Source organism: Mesorhizobium jarvisii (assembly GCF_003601985.1).
GTDB classification, from domain to species: Bacteria; Pseudomonadota; Alphaproteobacteria; order Rhizobiales; family Rhizobiaceae; genus Mesorhizobium; species Mesorhizobium jarvisii.
The window spans coordinates 272,360-289,789 of record NZ_QZXA01000010.1; the positions used below are offsets into that span (position 1 = coordinate 272,360).

Annotated in this window: 14 protein-coding genes; 10 read left to right on the forward strand and 4 right to left on the reverse strand. The window is 60.0% G+C overall.

Features of this window, described 5'->3' with window-relative positions:
* Positions 1-269 precede the first annotated feature (269 nt).
* From D3242_RS25340 to dusA, 6 genes are all read left to right on the forward strand, one after another.
* Positions 270-524 (forward strand): glycosyltransferase family protein, encoded by a 255-nt coding sequence (locus D3242_RS25340; RefSeq protein ID WP_019858143.1) that lies wholly within the window; start codon positions 270-272, stop codon positions 522-524.
* Positions 521-3,325 (forward strand): glycosyltransferase family 25 protein, encoded by a 2,805-nt coding sequence (locus tag D3242_RS25345; protein ID WP_064985484.1) that lies wholly within the window; start codon positions 521-523, stop codon positions 3,323-3,325. The genes D3242_RS25340 and D3242_RS25345 overlap by 4 nt, the downstream gene beginning before the upstream one ends.
* A 151-nt stretch (positions 3,326-3,476) precedes the next feature.
* Positions 3,477-4,088 (forward strand): class I SAM-dependent methyltransferase, encoded by a 612-nt coding sequence (locus tag D3242_RS25350; protein WP_064985482.1) that lies wholly within the window; start codon positions 3,477-3,479, stop codon positions 4,086-4,088.
* Between the two features lie 89 nt (positions 4,089-4,177).
* The gene (locus D3242_RS25355) at positions 4,178-6,529 is read left to right on the forward strand and encodes a methyltransferase domain-containing protein (protein WP_064985481.1); all 2,352 of its coding nucleotides are present in this window, start codon (positions 4,178-4,180) and stop codon (positions 6,527-6,529) included.
* A 324-nt stretch (positions 6,530-6,853) separates the two neighbouring features.
* Positions 6,854-7,666, forward strand: coding sequence for a hypothetical protein (locus tag D3242_RS25360; protein ID WP_064985479.1), 813 nt, complete (start codon positions 6,854-6,856; stop codon positions 7,664-7,666).
* Positions 7,667-10,005: 2,339 nt separating this feature from the next.
* A complete protein-coding gene (dusA, locus tag D3242_RS25380) occupies positions 10,006-11,004 on the forward strand; it encodes a tRNA dihydrouridine(20/20a) synthase DusA (RefSeq protein WP_064985476.1) in 999 nt (332 codons plus the stop codon).
* 2 nt (positions 11,005-11,006) lie between these two features.
* On the opposite strand, the gene D3242_RS25385 is transcribed toward dusA, so the two are convergent.
* Positions 11,007-11,714, reverse strand: a complete 708-nt coding sequence (locus D3242_RS25385; RefSeq protein ID WP_038646810.1) for a TIGR02281 family clan AA aspartic protease — start codon at positions 11,712-11,714, stop codon at positions 11,007-11,009.
* 112 nt (positions 11,715-11,826) lie between these two features.
* Entirely contained in the window at positions 11,827-12,057 is a 231-nt protein-coding gene (locus D3242_RS25390; RefSeq protein ID WP_010909481.1) for a DUF1289 domain-containing protein, read from the reverse strand.
* A gap of 197 nt (positions 12,058-12,254) precedes the next feature.
* On the opposite strand from D3242_RS25390, the gene D3242_RS25395 reads away from it, so the two are divergent.
* Complete coding sequence (locus tag D3242_RS25395; RefSeq protein WP_064985714.1) at positions 12,255-13,253, forward strand: nicotinate-nucleotide--dimethylbenzimidazole phosphoribosyltransferase; 999 nt, start codon at positions 12,255-12,257, stop codon at positions 13,251-13,253.
* Positions 13,254-13,273: 20 nt separating this feature from the next.
* Here D3242_RS25395 and D3242_RS25400 read toward each other — a convergent pair whose 3' ends face one another.
* Both D3242_RS25400 and D3242_RS25405 read right to left on the reverse strand, forming a co-directional pair.
* Positions 13,274-13,801 carry a GNAT family N-acetyltransferase gene (locus D3242_RS25400; protein ID WP_064985474.1) on the reverse strand — a complete coding sequence of 176 codons (528 nt, stop codon included), beginning with the start codon at positions 13,799-13,801 and terminating at the stop codon, positions 13,274-13,276.
* 52 nt (positions 13,802-13,853) lie between these two features.
* Complete coding sequence (locus D3242_RS25405; RefSeq protein ID WP_064985473.1) at positions 13,854-15,374, reverse strand: sensor histidine kinase; 1,521 nt, start codon at positions 15,372-15,374, stop codon at positions 13,854-13,856.
* A gap of 76 nt (positions 15,375-15,450) precedes the next feature.
* Between D3242_RS25405 and D3242_RS25410 the strand changes: the two genes are divergently transcribed.
* The 3 genes from D3242_RS25410 to D3242_RS25420 are packed head-to-tail and all read left to right on the forward strand — an operon-like array spanning position 15,451 to position 17,334.
* Complete coding sequence (locus tag D3242_RS25410; RefSeq protein ID WP_064985471.1) at positions 15,451-16,074, forward strand: thermonuclease family protein; 624 nt, start codon at positions 15,451-15,453, stop codon at positions 16,072-16,074.
* Positions 16,075-16,108: 34 nt separating this feature from the next.
* On the forward strand, positions 16,109-16,720 hold the full coding sequence (locus tag D3242_RS25415; RefSeq protein ID WP_064985469.1) for a glutathione S-transferase: 612 nt from the start codon (positions 16,109-16,111) through the stop codon (positions 16,718-16,720).
* The gene (locus D3242_RS25420; protein WP_064985468.1) at positions 16,660-17,334 is read left to right on the forward strand and encodes a uracil-DNA glycosylase family protein; all 675 of its coding nucleotides are present in this window, start codon (positions 16,660-16,662) and stop codon (positions 17,332-17,334) included. The genes D3242_RS25415 and D3242_RS25420 overlap by 61 nt, the downstream gene beginning before the upstream one ends.
* Positions 17,335-17,430 lie beyond the last annotated feature (96 nt).

Consider the following 17,430-nt stretch of genomic DNA (forward strand, 5'->3'; position numbering starts at 1 on the left):
GCCGGCACGACGGCTGGCTGCTAACCACGATGGATAAGGTTAAGCGCGGTTTCCAGAGGACGACCTGTGAGATCCGTGAGAAGGAATGATCGGCTTTTTGGAAATATCAGCTGTTGCGCGGCCGGACTGGCAAGTGGACAGCGACAGCGGGGGGAAGGCATGAGCGATCGAGACTTGGCAAATCCGCATCGAAACGGATCCGGCATGGCGCGGCGACACGCGAACCGTCCTTATCGCCGACAGTCACATTGAGGGCCGATGGATCACGAATGGCGAACGGCAAGCGGCTCTGCCTCAACATGATCGTCAAGAACGAGATGGCGAACCTTCAACGCTGTCTCGGGGCGGTTGTCGACCACATCGACTGCTGTGTCATCGGCGATACCGGCTCGACCGACGGGACCCAGGATTTCATCAAATTGTTCTTCGCTGCCCGCAACCTGCCGGGCGAGCTGCACGAATTCCCATTCCACAATTTCGAGCAGGCGCGCAACGACCGCTGCTCAGCTGAAGGAATCGCATGAGCACCATCGGCCTGTGCATGATTGTCAAGAACGAGACGAAGGTCATCCTGCAATGCCTCGCCAGCGTGCTCCCCCTTGTCGACTACGTGCTCATCGTCGACACGGGTTCCGAAGACGGCACGCAAGACCTGATACGCGGCTTCCTCGCCGATCACGGTGTCCAAGGCGCTGTCATTGACGAGCCGTGGCGGGACTTCGCGTACAACCGTACCTTCGCCCTTGAACGATTGCGTAAAGTCGAGACTGTCGACTATGCAATGATCATCGACGCGGACGATGTTCTGATCCGGGACGCCGACTTCGATCCGATCAGGTTCAAGTCGCAGATGGAACACGATTTATACGACGTCGAGGTGTTACATGGTGGCATTTCGTTTTATCGCCCGCAGATCTGCCGCAACCGGCTGCCGTTCGCCTTCAAGGGCGTTCTGCACGAATATCTCGAGGCCCCTCCTGGCCATCTCACGCGGGAGACCGCCAAGGGTTTTCGCGTGGCGACGGGGCGTGGCGGAGCACGCAGTCAAAACCCGCGAAAGTACCAGGACGACTCGGCCGTTCTTGAAAATGCGCTTGCAACGGAGACCGACCCCTTCCTTGTTTCGCGATACACCTTCTATCTGGCACAGAGCTACAGGGATTCCGGCGAGCGTGAAAAATCACTGGCGACCTATCTGAAGCGTGCCGAGCTGGGTTTTTGGGACGAGGAGGTCTATGTCAGCCTGCTCGAGGCGGGCAACCTGATGGCTGCACTGGGGCGGCCATTCGAGGAGGTCGTTGCCGCCTTTGAGCGCGCGGCGCAGGTCGTCCCCGCCCGCGCGGAGGCTCTACACGCCGCGAGCCTCTATTGCCGCAACCAGGGCCGGAATGCGGAAGGAGCGGAATTTGCGCGTCGAGGGCTCGACCTTGTTCAACCCGCCGGACTTTTCATTCAGCCCTGGGTCTACGATTACGGAGTGCTCGACGAGTTTGCCGTCAATGCCTACTGGGCAGGCGCTTACCGGGAATCGCTCGACGCTTGTCTAAAATTGCTCGCCTCCGACAAATTGCCTGCTGAAATGACGAAGCGGGTGGTGGCCAACGCGCGCTTCGCCACCGGCAAGCTTCCGCTCAATGAGCCGCCGAAACTAGGGGCGTTCGGGACCGAGAGCTTGATCGACCAGCACAGGCTCGTCCGGCAGCGTTCGTTGCGGTCGCGCATCGAGGGCACGCCGCGCATCCTGGTGACAATCCTGGCAAAGCAGAAAGAGCCGGCACTGCCGCTGTACCTTGAGTGCATCGAGGCGCTCGACTACCCGAAGGCGTCGATCGTCCTGTACATCAGGACAAACAACAACACCGACAGGACCGAGCACATACTGCGCGAATGGGTGGAGCGCGTTGGTCACCTCTATGCCGCGGTTGAATTCGATGCCTCCAACGTGGCCGATAGAGTCGAGCAGTTTGGCGAACATGAATGGAACGAGACGCGCTTCAGGGTGCTTGGCCGAATCCGCAACATAAGTTTGCGGAAAACTCTCGAACACAGCTGCGATTTCTATTTCGTTGCCGACGTCGATAATTTCGTGCGACCGGCCACGCTACGCGAGCTTGTCGCGCTCGACGTGCCGATCGTCGCTCCCCTGCTTCGCTCCATCTCTCCCGGGCAATACTATTCGAACTACCACGCCGAAATCGACGCCAACGGCTACTATATGCAGTGCGATCAATATGGCTGGGTGCTCAACCGCCACGTGCGCGGCATTATCGAGATGCCGCTTGTGCACTGCACCTATCTTGTCCGCGCCGACGTACTGACCGAACTGACATACGAGGACGCCACATCACGCTACGAGTATGTGATCTTTGCCGACAGCGCCCGCAAGGCCGGCATCGTCCAGTATATGGATAACCGACAAGTCTATGGCTACATAACCTTCGGCGATGGCCAATATTATGTGAGTGACGGGATCGAGCGCGCCCGAGCGCTGTTGCACGGTGCGGGCGACACGCCGGTATTCACTGCCGCCACGCCTCCGGGCGCCGTACCAATGCCAGATCGACATGTCGAGCCGAAGGATCCGCCGAAAATACACCTGATAAACCTCGACCGCAGCGTCGAGCGCTGGAGCAGGTATCAAAGCAATAACTGGCACCTAACGTACAATACGGTTCGTGTGTCGGCCGTTGACGGCACTTCTCTCGACAGGGAGGCGCTCATAAAGGAAGGTCTGATCACCAATGATTGTGCGTACCCCCCGGGCACTTTGGGATGCGCTCTATCCCATATCGGCTTATGGAAGCTGGCGGTTTCAGAAAACAAGACGATAACTATTTTTGAAGACGACGTTCGAGCATCGTTTCGATTTGTGGAGGAATCCGCCAATATACTATCTCAAGCACCGGAAAGCTGGGATTTGATACAGTGGGGATATATATACGATCCGTTGTTTCTTTGGGTAAATCTCGGCTTCTCCAAAGCCAAGTTGGAATTTTATGATCGTCGATATAATAATAACCCCACCTTGTTTCAGGCCGAGAAATTTTCTCGATCCCTCATCAAGGTAGAGCACTCATTTGGGACTCAGGCTTACACAGTCACACCACGAGGCGCGCGAATACTTCTGGAAAAGTGTCTGCCGCTACGAAGCAGACAAATTCCCTTTTCTGGAACTGCCGTCATCCTTGATGACACGGGTATCGATTGCGCGATGTGTGCGGCATATGGCTCGATGCAAGCTTACGTTTGCATGCCACCACTCGTCATTCACGATACCGAACCGCCGTCAGACCGGGCAGACACAGATCACCGAGAGCCGAGCTAGTTTGTCATGGAAGCACAACAGACAGCATTGGCTCGACGCGCGCACGTGCAAGGGAAGGTGAAGATACTGACAAAGCCCGCCTACGGGGCGTTGGGATCTTGATGTTGTCGCGCGCCAATGTCGATGCGACGAGTAACATGAGGTGCACTCGATGACGCAAAGCACGCCCGATGAATCCCGCGAAGCGTTCGCGCGCATTTACCAAAGCAACGAGTGGGGCTCCGAGGAATCGCGCTCCGGACTCGGTTCAGCATACGCAACGACGCATCGTGTCCGAACCGTACTGCCGATGCTTTTGCGCGCACTGGATGTGAACTCCATGCTCGATGCGCCCTGCGGTGACTTCAACTGGATGCGCTTCGTTGACTTGGGCAAAACGCACTACATTGGCTGCGATATCGTGCCTGAGGTCATCGAAACGAACGGCATGCGATATGCGGATCGCGAATTTCACGCGCTTGATCTTGCTGCTGAGCCACTGCCGAACGTTGACCTCATTTTTTCACGCGACTGTCTGCAGCATCTGACCGAGCCCGATATTTGGCGCGTGCTACGCAACTTCAAGAAGTCCGGCGCGCGCTGGCTGTTCACCTCAAGCCATTCGACCTCGGCACAGGACATTGCGCGGGAAACGGGCGGATTCGGATTTCTCAACTTACAGCAACCGCCATTCTCATTGCCCCTACCACTCCTAGTCATGCCGGAGGAACACTACGCATCGAAGGCGATGTGTCTGTGGGACATGGCGCAAATCGGTGCATGAGAAACCCATTGCAATCACCGGTTCAAATGCTCGTCACCGGTGCGAAAGCAACTTAGTTCGCTGGTCGTGGGTTACGGTGCGGCCCTGCGATGCGCGCCAAAGGCAAAACAAAGTTTGTGCAGGAGTTCCTCCAGATGCCGCCGCCAGCCGATAGAACCGTCCACCTAACAAAAGACGACATAATTCTGCTCGCTTGCAAGCATTTCCCGTATCTCATCACGCACCAAAAGGTGAGGCGAGAATTTAGAAACCAATTGACTGGCCCTGCAATGCCGATAACGGAGACGGTCCTGTTCTCCGGCCACCGACTAGACCGCGTGAGTTTCTTCTGGTCATCGCGACCGCTGGGTGAATTCGGGCACATTGCTTTGCGATCGGCACTTTCTCATGGTCACCCGACTTACCTTTATACGTATGACGACCGTTCCCAGTTGCGTCAGGTCGTCCCGGATGGCGTCCACCTTGTAGATGCGCGCGAGGTGCTCCCGCCGAGGCTCTACGAGGAATGCCTCGCCAAGCGAGAGATACATGCGTTCAGTGATATTTTTCGATACGCCCTGCTGTATGAGCAGGGTGGCTGGTGGCTTGACACCGACATCGTCCTACTCAAGCCGCTTGATTTCATTTCCGATCACGTTTTCTCGACACAGTGGTTTGGCCTGGAGGGCGGCCACGCCTGTGTTAACGATGTGATGAGGGCTCCGAGCGGCTCCAAGCATATGCGACATCTCTACGAGAAGGCCTTGGCGGGATGGAATTCAGGCCATCGGCTCGAATTCGGTGCGCTCGGGCCGTCCTTACTAACCGAATACCTACTGTCAGCAGAGGGAACGGATTTGATCCCTTGTGTACTTTCGCCCACGTATTTCAATTCGATCGATTGGACCGAAGTCGATCTTTTCACCTCTGAAAACGGCGAAGCTTTTACCCTCCTCGCGGACCCGAGAGTCACTGGTGTGCATTTATGGACCAAGTCTTGGCGCGATAGAGGTTTGACCCCGGATGCCGCCCTGCCGAGCAGCGTCTTCCGTCACCTGACACGATTGTTCGAAAGTATTAATCTTTGGACCGATTTTACGACTGCCCACACGAGCTTTGAGTTGCGAGAGAAGCGCTCGTCGTCTGGCTACGAACGAATTTATTTCGATCTTCTGCGCGCACGATCGTTCGAAAAGCTCAACATCCTTGAAATTGGAACGTTCTGCGACGGGCAAGCGGGCTCTGACCAGGATCAGCTAGCCAGCACCAAGACATTGCTCGACTTCTTTCCGAACGCGATAGTGTCTTCGGTTCATCGACATAAAATTCGATACGAGCACCCTCGCGCAAGACGCTATTCTGTCGACCAACTCACCAGTGACGCCCTGGCTGGCTTTGTAGATGACCAAGTTGCAGGGATTGACGTGGTCCTGGACTATGGGACTTACCCAAGCAGCGAGAGACAGCTCGCACTCGGCATGTTGTACCCAGCTTTGAACCCGCACGGACTATATATTCTGGAAGAACTCCAGCAATCGGCTCCGGTCGATCACCGTAGCTTGGGGCACTACATTCGCAAGCTTCACGAGGAAGGGAGTTTCAACTCACACGTGCTCTCAGTTGAAGCCAATGCCTACATTTCACACAAAACTGCGTCTGTGCGCATTTATGACAACTTCGAGCGCTTGCTTGCTGACAATGTTCACGGGGAACTTGGTGTTCTCAGAAAGATAGGCGATGAAGACCGCACGTTTTCGCGCGTTCGTCCCGCCGGGCAGTCGCACTGGAGGACTCGCGATGCCACTAGAAGACTTGCTTTTCAGGAAGTTTACGCAAGAGGGCTTTGGGGCAGTGACAAGGAGGGCCGATTTTTCTCGGGCATCGGGTCGCGCGGCCCAACCGCTGATGCCTATCTCGACGCGCTCTGCCAAATCCTGAGGGAAACCGTCGCAGAAATAGGGCGGCCAATTACGGTCGTGGACCTCGGATGTGGTGATTTTGCCATAGGCCGAGAACTTCTTTCGCGCATGCCTGAGTTGTCTTACGTAGGGTGCGATATTGTACCTGAACTGATTGAACACAATCGCGATCTATTCGGGGGGGGGCGAGTATCATTTCTTGAAGTCGATATAGTCGAGGATCCATTGCCTCCAGGGGATGTCTGTCTACTACGGCAAGTGCTGCAACATCTGCCTAACCATGACGTCGATACTATCCTGCATAAGCTTAGATATCGCTACGTATACATCACCGAAAGCCAACCGCTAGAACATTTCGGACCGGTCAATCCTGACAAGCCTGCCGGCTGGGACGTGCGTTTCGACTGGCGAGTTGGCCGTGGACGTGGGCTAGAGCTTGACCAGCCACCGTTTTCTCGAGAACTGAAGGAACTCTGGCGTACAAATAATACGACCGGGAAAGAAACCTTGATAACCTATCAGTTGCTTGGGAACGTGAGCTGACGCTATATATCCAGGTGGTTCGGCGAGTTCGTGGCATGGATTCAAAGCTTGTTTGATTAGCGTGGTTCAATCCAAGAGGAATCACTTTTTCCCCGCAGCCCGTAAGAAACTGGCAACTGCGGCAATTTTGTTGCGCTTTTTGCTCAAGTTGAAGACTCATCACATGGCAACGTCGAACCTAGGGACAATTCGAACGCCAATCACGGGCAAAATACCTTGATAATAAGGCGAGAATTTTCAAAACTACTCATAGTGTTTGCGGCCGTCGGCTTGGTGCCTACACTCGTCGTGGAACGGAGTGCCTCTCAGAAGAGTTCTGGAGAGATGAAGCCTGGCTTACCCACCGACCATCCGACGACGTCCCTACTCACCGCGCCCATCGAGCTTGCCGGCGACTGGGGCCGCATGCTTGAGGGCGCGGCTGATCAGGTCGTCGAGCGCATGCGGCATGCCTGCCTCGATGGCGTCCGCCTTGTCTCCGACCGCCAGCCGACGCGGCTGCGTGTCGACGAACACACTTCTGGCACGCCGGCCATCTGGCTGCATCCGGACGGCACCAGCATGGCCTGGATCATCGTGGACATCGGCGAGCGGGACTGGTCAAAGCTCGCCTACCAGTTCGGCCACGAGCTCGGCCATGTGCTCTGCAACAGCTGGCAGCCGGACGCCAAGCCGGCGCCGCCCTGCCAATGGCTCGAGGAAGCCATGGTGGAGGCCCACTCGCTGCGCGGGCTTGGGCGTCTGGCGAGAAGCTGGAAGCAGAACCCGCCCTTCGCCGGCGACAACGCCTTCGGCGATGCCATCGCCCGATACCGCCAGGATTTCATCGACCGCTATACGGCTCTCGCAGTTAGCCAGGGGCTCACCCGCGACGCCGCGGCATGGTTCACCGATCATCGCGGCGAGATCGAAATGCCCGCCCTTAATCCGTTCGCCCAGGCTATGTCGCTGACCATCCTCGCCGAATACGACCGCGCGCCGGACTGCCTCGAGGCGCTAGGGGCACTCAACCGCTGGCCCGGCCGCAGCGGCCTGGCCATTGGTGAATATCTGCGGCAATGGGAGACGAGCTGCGCCGAGCTACAGGCCTCGCCCAGATTACCGGTCCGCCTGCGCGAGCTGTTGCGCATCGTCTGATCAGCAGCATACCCGCCACCCGTGATCTCCGGAAACCGCGCGGAACCAGCAGGAGGCAAAGGCTTCGCGACGATCGAAAAAGCTCGTGCCGAGCTCGCTTCCACAGCCCGCCTCGGACTGGGGCAAAACTGTCTGGGGCGGGCTTCGGTTCAGCCTTGCCCCCAAAGCGAGCATGGGCTTAATATTCGCTTGCGCTAATATAAAACTGACGTAACGTCACTCCCAGCATCTTGGGGATGCGCAACCGTGGGGAATTACGATGAGAGTGGTTATAGTTTGCGCGGCACTCGTGATCGCTGCGACTGGAGTCGCCGTTGCCAAGGAGAAGAAGGTGGCCGTCAGTGATGCTACGGCCCTTTGCTCTACCAAGCATTCGAGCAAGAGGCCGAGGCCAGAGCTTGACTGCAACTTGACCGGAACAGCGAAATTGCCGGACGGAGCAAAGCCGGATAAGCCGCACCTGGGATATGATACCAACCCGTGGATTATAACTGGCCCTTAGGGCCGGTTGACCCAGGCACCGGCTGTCGGTGCGGCGGCAAAGGCTGGTGGAGGGGCTCGACGGTCCGCGCCTCCAGGCGACCGCAGTTGATAACTGCATCATCGCCCTTGTGCGCTCGATCGAGTAGAGGAATATAATCCTCCATTGCGGCGACCGCCAAATGGAGATCGCCAATGGCGGGAGCCACATCTTCCAAGCAGCTATCTCAGGCTGAATGGAGTGCTTGGTGGCGGCGGCGGAAGCGCTCCACAAGAACATCGTGAGGCGGCTTATATCCCCACAACCAGCGAGCACTTCCGAGCTCTCCAAAGGACGCATGAGGCGCTGTTTAAGACGGTAAAGGATGTCACCGGCGACGATCCGCCGCTCATTCAAAGGAATGGGGCAGGTTTCTTTGCCTCCTAGGCCTTTTGTTTTGCGGCCCTGTACTCAGCTTCCCAAGGCAACGCGTCGAAGTCTGGCTTGTAGCCGCCGGCTCTGTAGGCGTCCCGGCTGATGTAACTAGCCTTGGCCCGCTCTACAATGCAGGCAAATGGCGGAATTCCAGGGCACCGGTAAAGGCCTACTGCTTCCATGAGGGTCCTCCATATACGGCCCGGCGCCTATAAGTTGGGATGTGAATAGGAACCGGGCCTAACCGACGGGCTGTTTGTGAGCACGGCGCCGCCGGCTGGTCGACGTATGCGCCAATGTAAATATGCGCGAAGCATGCATATGAAGGACGGGAGGGCCGTTGATGCCCGACAAGCCTGCAATGACCTACTGGTCAACGTCTTCGACAGGCGCACTGGAGCACCGCTGTTCACCACCAAAGACAAGCAGAAGGCGCTCGATATGGCGTTATCGTCCCATTTCGGGACAGGGGCGCTGGGCATCGATCTTGCGTTGGACCGGGGGCACCGGGTGATCCCGGGCCCTGATCACGCTCCTGATCGGGTAGCAGGCTCGCCGGGCTAGAGGTGGCAGGGGTCTTCGCCCGGCGAGTTGTTGCTACGTCATCCGATCGTTGCGCTGGCTAATTTCCGTTGGAGGTTGCCCGGAATGGTGTCCGCCGGACGGTCCGCTTCTCAGGTCCGCCGCACCTCACGCACACGGATCGTCGACTTCCTTATCGTCGGCCATCCGCTCGCGCCTGGCGATTGTGAAAGCGAATACTCGCCCATCATTTTCGTCAGTCACGCGGACCCAATCTTTCTCCCATTTTTGGGAGATTGATCTGCGCGAATTCATGATCAATGCAGCCGCGTCTGGACTACATGCTTCGACCGCCCTCGATCTAATAATTCGATCGAGGCGCATCTCTGCGACATCGTAAATTGGCATAGTACGCCCCCAACAACCCACACTTCCCCAATAGCAGTATTGCTCAGTATAGAAACGGCCGCAAGTGGTGGGCGTTGGACCCGCAAACGTGCGAAATCTTGCTTACGCCAAGGAGCTGGGCGCGAAAGGTTTGGGTTTGCCGGATGCGGCCTTGGAGCGGCGAGGGGACTTGCCTATATCGCACATGTCGTCGATATGAAGGCCGATGAGTTCGCCGAAAGGCTTTTTTGGGCGCTGTGCGGGACTTGGTCGGCGTCTCACCGCGATCGACTTGGCACACGGTTTCGGTTGCCCAGCGCCGTGCGGCGTCGGGGCGCAGGAGGGTCTCGCTGACGTAGCGACCTTTGCGACGGACTTGGACACGCCAGGAACCGGACGAGAGTTTAGTGTAGGTGGCCATTTTTTCGTGTGCGCTTCGTTTGTACTGAGAGATCGAAATGTCGCGAAAAGGGTCGTATTCTGGCGAAAATTCGTCTGCGTTCGGCAGGTGTCAACAATTTGATGTTAAGAAAAAATGATGAAAAATCAAGAGCATAGAGTGGCGGTGGCACCCATGATGGACTGGACGGACCGGCATTGCCGGTTCTTCCATCGTCAGCTGACGAGCCATGCGCTGCTCTACACCGAAATGGTGGTGGCCGACGCGGTCATACAGGGCGCGCGCGAAAGGTTGCTCGGTTTTGATGCGGTGGAACATCCGGTCGCGCTGCAGATCGGCGGCTCGGATCCGGCGAAACTTGCCGAGGCGGCGCGCATTGGCGAAGCCTTCGGCTATGACGAGATCAACCTCAATGTCGGCTGTCCGTCCGATCGCGTCCAGTCGGGCACGTTCGGCGCTTGCCTGATGAAGGTGCCCGACCTCGTCGCCGACTGCGTCGCGGCAATGAAGGCGGCGGTGGCAATACCCGTCACCGTCAAGTGCCGCATCGGCGTCGACGAACAGGATCCGGAGCCGGCGCTGGATGCGCTGGCGAACGGGGTTTTCACGGCCGGCGCCGACGCCTTGTGGGTGCATGCGCGCAAGGCGTGGCTGGAGGGGTTGAGCCCCAAGGAAAACCGCGACATCCCGCCGCTCGATTATGACAGGGTCTATCGGCTGAAGGCTGGAAAACCGAGCAAATTCATCGGCATCAATGGCGGCATTCAGTCGCTTGAGGAGGCACGCGCGCATCTCGATCATGTCGACAGCGCCATGCTTGGCCGCGCCGCTTACCACACGCCAAGTATTCTGGCGGGCGTCGACGCCGGCTTCTACGGCGCGAAGCCCGAGGCGTTCGATTTCGCCGGACTGATCGATGCCATGGCGGACTATGCGGCGCGCCACATCGAACAGGGCGGGCGGCTCGGCCATGTCACCCGCCACATGGTGGGGTTGTTCCACGGATTGCCGGGTGCTCGCCGTTACCGCCAGATCCTGTCGACCGACGCTAACCGGCCCGGTGCCGGGCCTGACGTGCTGAAGACGGCTTTCGCGGCAGTCGAATTCGGTGGAGCGGCCGCCGAGGCGGCCTGAGCTCAGTCCCGCAGGATCATGCGGTCGCCACGCACGTCGAAGCCCGACAGCGAGCCGATGAAGTTCATGCCGAGCAGGCTCTGGCTCAGCATGCCCGGGGCCGCGACCATCACCGGCATGTCCTTACGCACGATGCCGCCGATCGCCACCGCGTCGGTCTTGACCGCGGCGGCGCGCGCCATGCCGTTGGCTGTCGAAACCGGTATCGTGTAATTGAGCGCGGCCGGGTTGAAGCCGGCGGCTTGTGCATCTTCCGACGTCAGCACCGTGCTGGTCGCGCCGGTGTCAACAACGGCCCGGATCGGGTTGCCGTTGACCAGGATGCGCGCTTCGAAATGGCCATTGTCGGCCTTGTCGAGGGTCACCGTGGCGTGGCCGTCTTCGACGCCAAGCGCCAGCGGGCTGCCGGGAACGAGGCCCGCGGTCACCCGGCTGGCGATGTCCTGCAGTTCGTAGCGGTACTGGTAGCCGGCGATCAGAGCCAGCACGATTGCCGCCCAGGCGCCGAAACTGCGGGCCATGTCGCCCAACGGGCGGCCTGATCGCAGCAGGCCGGCGCCGATCAAGGCGCCGAAGGCGCCAAGCCAGATCAGCCGGCCAAAATCGTAATTCTCGACCCCAAGCGTGCTGCCGGCGGAATCATTGAGCACGAGCAGGGCCGCGCCCACGCCGATCACCGCCATCAGAATCCAGAACAGTCGGCTGCTCATCCGTGCCTCGCTAGAGCAATTCCAGGAAAAGCGTGAACGGTTTTCCCATGAGAATTGCGTTAAAACAAAGAGTTAGTGCGGTTCGCCGTTTTCCGTGAAACGGAGAACTGCGCTAGAGTGCGTCGCGTTCGCGCGCCATGCGGGTGCGGCGCGTTTCGCGGCGCGGCCGGCGCTCGACCGTTTCCAGTCGGGCCGGCAGTTCGGCCATCACATTGCGGCGCGTTTCGGGCGTCATCCCCATCCAGGCGCCGATTTCCTCGCGCGTGCGGCCGCAACCGAAGCAGAAGCCGGTTTTCATGTCGATCGAGCAGACCAGGATGCAGGGGGATTCGATGGCCGTCATGACTTTCTCTCGCGGGATCCGTGCGGACTCCGCTCTTCCACCTCCACATGGTGCAACGGCAAAGCCAATGCAAGCCCTCGCGATCGCGTCTTCCCAGGCCATCTTTGCGGCAATCAAGGCGGACGTTTGGGAGAGGTTGTGCCGATCACGCAACGCGGCTATGCCGCTCACGAAATCCAGGAATGATTGCTCACGACATGACCAGCGCTCTGCCTTTCGACGACTTTCGCAACTTGCTCGACAATCTGCCGGCGGCCGACCTCAAAGCCGAAGCGCGCGTGCGCGCGCTGTTTGCCAAGGCCGACAAGCCAGTGCATTCGCTCGGCCGCATCGAGGACATCGCGGCGTGGCTTGCCGCGTGGAGCGGCCGGGCTCCGCCCGCGGCAACACGGCCGCTGATGGCAGTCTTTGCCGGCAATCACGGCGTGACCCGTCATGGCATTTCGCCGCGCCCGGTGGCGGCAACCGCCAACGCCGTCGAGCTTTGCGCGGCAGGCGGTGCGGCGATCAACCAGATCTGCATTGCCTATGATCTGGGATTGAAGGTGTTCGATCTTGCCCTGCATATCCCGACCGGCGACATCGCAGAGGATGCCGCGCTTGACGAGCGCGGATGCGCGGCGACCATGGCTTTCGGCATGGAAGCGATCGCGGGCGGCACCGACCTGCTTTGCCTCGGCGATCTCGGCGCCGGCAATTCCACCGTCGCCGCCGCTTTGCTTGCCGCGCTGTTCGGGGGCAGGGGTGCCGACTGGGTTGGCCCGGGATCCGGCGCCGACGCGGCGATGCAGGTCCGCAAGGCCGATGTGGTCGATGCGGCGCTGGCCTTTCACCACGGCCATCTCGACGACCCGCTGGAAGTGCTGCGCCGGGTCGGCGGCCGCGAGTTCGCCGCGATAGCCGGCGCCATTCTCGCCGCGCGGATGCAGAAGATACCCGTGCTGCTCGACGGCTTTGCCGCAACGGCTGCCGCGGCGGTGCTTTATGCCGCGAACCCTGGAGCCCTCGATCACTGTCTTCTCGCCAGCCTGTCGCCGGAGCCCGCGCATGCCAGGGCCGCCGAACTGCTTGGCTTCCGCCCGCTGCTTGACCTCGGCATAAGCCATGGCGAAGGGGCAGGGGCAGCATTTGGCGCGGGCCTGGTCAAGGCGGCGGCGCTGACCAGTTCAGGCATGGCCGCGGCGGTTCGGATCTAGAGGCCTCCCGCCCTGGCGCATCAACGCCTGGGATTGGGGAGACGATAGACGACCGAGGTGTATTTCGGATTGGAGCGCGTCTCGACGATTGAACCGCCAAGGCCTTCCGCAATTCTTCGGCTCGCCATATTCTCTTCGGCGACAGGATATTCGAAGCCATCCGGATCGAGTTCCTCGGACGCCCATGCCACCACGGCGGCGACGGCCTCCCGGCCGATGCCGTTTCCATGGACGTCCTCCCTTATCCAAATTCCGATTTCGGGCCAGGCCGTCTTTGCCGCGTGAAGGCCGACAAGTCCCAGACAGTGATCGTCCACCAGTGAGCGCACAACAAAATGCAGATCCGATCCTTCAAGGATCGGCGCCAACCAGGATCGCCATACCTCGGCAAAGGCCGTTGATGATCGAGGCGGTTCCCACTGCATGAAACGGGTGATTGCGGGCGTGATGGCGGCAAAGACTTCGTCAGCATCAACGGCCGTAAAGAGCTTGAGGCGAAGCCGTTGCGATTTGATTTCGACGCTGCTGGCATCCCAATCTGCGGTCATTGCGGTCCGCGGTCCCCTTTGAGGCGGAATGGAGGCAAGTCGCTGGGGTTGCCTACCGCCGTCGCGCCGCCACCGCCGCGGTTGGCAGGGCCGGCAGTTCTTCCATCACCCGGCTCAGCGGGAAGATGGCAATCGCCTCCGTGCCTTCACGCAGCTTGGAATGAAGCTCGAACTCGCCGCCATGCATGGCAAGCAGGCCTTGCACGATCGGCAGGCCGAGCCCGGTGCCTTGTTCGGCGCTCTTGATGGCGATCGAGCCCTGGCCGAAAGCGGAGAGCACGACCGGGATCTCGTCCTCGGGAATCCCCGGACCATTGTCCTTGACGGAGATGTATTGCCCGCCACCCGCCGTCCAGCCGACACGGACGCGGATCTCGCCGCCGGTGGCAGTGAACTTTATGGCATTGGACAGAAGGTTGAGCGTGATCTGGCGTACGGCACGCTCGTCGGCGAACAGTCGCGGCAATGTCTGTTCGAAATCCTGGATGAGGCGGATATCCTTGTTGCGCGCCTTCAACTCCATCATGTGGCAGCAATCCTCGACGATGTTCAGCAGCATCACCGGCTCTTCGTTGAGCTGGTAGCGACCGGCCTCGATGCGCGACAGGTCGAGGATCTCGTTGATGAGGTCGAGGAGGTGCTGGCCGGAATCATGCACGTCATGGGCATAGTCCCGATAGGTGGGATTGCTCATCGGCCCCAGCACTTCGTTCGCCATCACCTCGGAAAAGCCGAGAATGGCGTTGAGCGGTGTGCGCAATTCATGGCTCATCGAAGCGAGGAAACGCGACTTTGCCAGATTGGCATCCTCGGCCCGCCGCCGCGCCTCGTCCGACATGGACTTCGCTGTCTCCAGTTCGGCGATCAACGCATCCTTTTCGGAGCGGAACGACAACACCATCAGCGAGGCGCGGTTGAGCTGACGGGCGACATAGACGAAGAAAGGCAGCGACAGGACAAGCAGCCCGGCCAGGACCGCCTCGACCGGCATCCACAGCTTGGTAGCGACGTAGGCATAGAGCGCCACCGGCACGGCGAAAGTCGCCAGCAACGCGCCGCTCAGCGATGAAGCCATAAGCGCCGTCCCGGCCATGGCAAAAAGCAGCACCACCGCCTTGACCACCTGGAACTGATCGACCTGGCAGGCGCCGCAGCCGAGCAAGACGAACCAGCCCCAGCCGAGGCCACAAAGGAAATGGCCGAGCAGGAATTCCCGTCGCGTTTGCAGGGGGTTAAGCTCGGCAGCTTCCGTGCGCTCGATGCGCCGCGCCATGAAGGCGACGATCGTATAGCAAATGAGCGTGAACAACGCCCAGAGCCCGATCTCATTGCCGACGCCGGCGAGCCAGCCGGCAGCGGCGATCGCCAGCACGAGCAACGGGATCGCCACGGCGCCGCTTGTCATGGCGCCGGCGTGGAGTTTCAACAATTCGCGGTCGAAATCGGGATTGCCGGCTTGCTGCGAAAGACGGTCGCGCGTCTTGCGCACCGCACGCGCGACATCGCTGTTGCGATGCCGTTTCCTGCGGTCCACAATAAACTTGTCCGCTGTGTTCGAGCGTTGCAAGGGCATCAAAAACTTCAAATTATTCGTGCAGCGGTTCCAAGGTGTTAAGCTACGTTCGAATGATTAACCAACCGTTTGCCATATGAGCCGTTCCTGGTCGCCAAGATCGCGCCGGCGGTACGCGGCGCCGCGCCCGAGAAGCCTGTGGCGCAAGGTGTTGGACTATGGTCTGGCCATCATCATTCTGGGACTGCTGATCCTGTTGGCGGCGCGCCTCGATCGGGTGGAGACGCGCCAGACCCAAGGCGCTGCCATGATCAATGATGGCGATTCGATCACGCTCGGCGCCGAGCGCATCCGCATGCGCGGCATCGACGCCCCGGAATACACCCAGACCTGCCGCAGGAACGGCGCCGACTATGCCTGTGGCACGCTTGCGCGCCAGTCGCTGGTGCGTCTGATCGCCGGCAGGCCCGTTACCTGCAGCGGCTGGCAGCGGGATCGCTATGGCCGGTTGCTTGGCGACTGCAAGGCCGGCGGCACCGACCTCAACCGCGCTCAGGTCGAGGCGGGCTGGGCGGTTGCCTTTGGCGACTTCGAAAGTGAAGAAGCTACCGCCCGGGCCGCCAAGGTCGGTATCTGGGCGGGTACGTTCGATCAGCCGCAGGACTGGCGCGACAGCCATCACGGCGAGGTGGTGGAGCGAAAACATGGCACGCTGGCGTCGATCGGCGACGCCGTGCGGGAGATTTTTCGCTTCTGGTAAGGCGTATCGGCTTGGAAGGAAAGGGGGGATCGAAATGAAGCTCTTCGACGGTGGCCGGGCGCCCAATCCGCGGCGGGTACGCGTCTTCCTCGCCGAAAAGGGGATCGCGGTTCCGCTGGTGCCCGTCGACATGGGCGCGCTGGAGCACAAGGGCCAAACGGTGAGCTCGCGCAACCCTTTGCGGCGCTTGCCGGTGCTGGAGCTTGACGATGGCACCGTCATCACCGAATCCGTCGCCATCTGCCGGTATTTCGAGGAGTTGCATCCGGAGCCGGCCCTGTTCGGACGCGGCGCGCTCGGCAAGGCACAGGTCGAGATGTGGCAGAGGCGGATGGAGTTCAACCTGCTCGGCTGCGTCGCGCAGGCCTTTCGCCATATCCATCCGGCCATGAAGGAATGGGAAATCCCGCAAATCCCCGAATGGGGCGAGGCCAACAAGCCGAAGGCGTTGGAGTTCCTGAAAATCCTCAATGGCGAGTTGGCGAAGCGGGAATTCGCCGCCGGCGACGGCTATTCGATTGCCGATATCACCGGCCTGATCGCCATCGACTTCATGAAGCCGGCGCGCATCAAGGTGCCGGAGGAATGCACCAATGTCTTGCGTTGGCATCAGGCGATCTCCAGCAGGCCGAGTGCCGCCGCTTGAGCCTGGAACTGGACAGTTTTGCCGCAGAGGTCCGGGCCTGCCGCATCTGCGTGGAAAACCCCGTCGGCAGGCCGCTGCCGCATGAGCCGCGGCCGGTGCTGCGGCCTTCGTCCAGTGCCCGCATCCTGATTGCCAGCCAGGCGCCTGGAACCAAGGTGCACCTGTCGGGCATGCCGTTCACCGATGCTTCGGGCGACCGCCTGCGCAGTTGGCTCGGCGTGAGCACCGATGAGTTCTACGACATCGAGAAATTCGCCATCGTGCCGATGGGCTTCTGCTTTCCCGGCCAGGATGCCAAGGGTGGTGACCTGCCGCCAAGGCGCGAATGCGCGCCGGCCTGGCGTGCGCCCCTGATGGCGCTGATGCCTCGGATCGACCTGGTTCTGACGATCGGCATCTACGCGCAGTCCTGGCATATGGGCGCCGCGCGCCGCCCTTCGCTGACCGAAACGGTAATGGACTGGCGCGCCATCTGGGAGAATTCAGTCGGCGCAAAAGTGCTGCCGCTGCCGCATCCATCCTGGCGCAACAGCGGCTGGCTGAAGCAGAATCCGTGGTTTGAAATGGATTTGCTGCCTTTCCTGCGCTCGGAAATCCGCTATCGCCTTGGCTAGGCATTCAGCAAGAAATCACTCGCTTTCATAGTGATTGGCAGAATTTCTTTCTTGTGAAAGCCCCGAATAAAGGGGAATATAGCCAAACTATTCCTC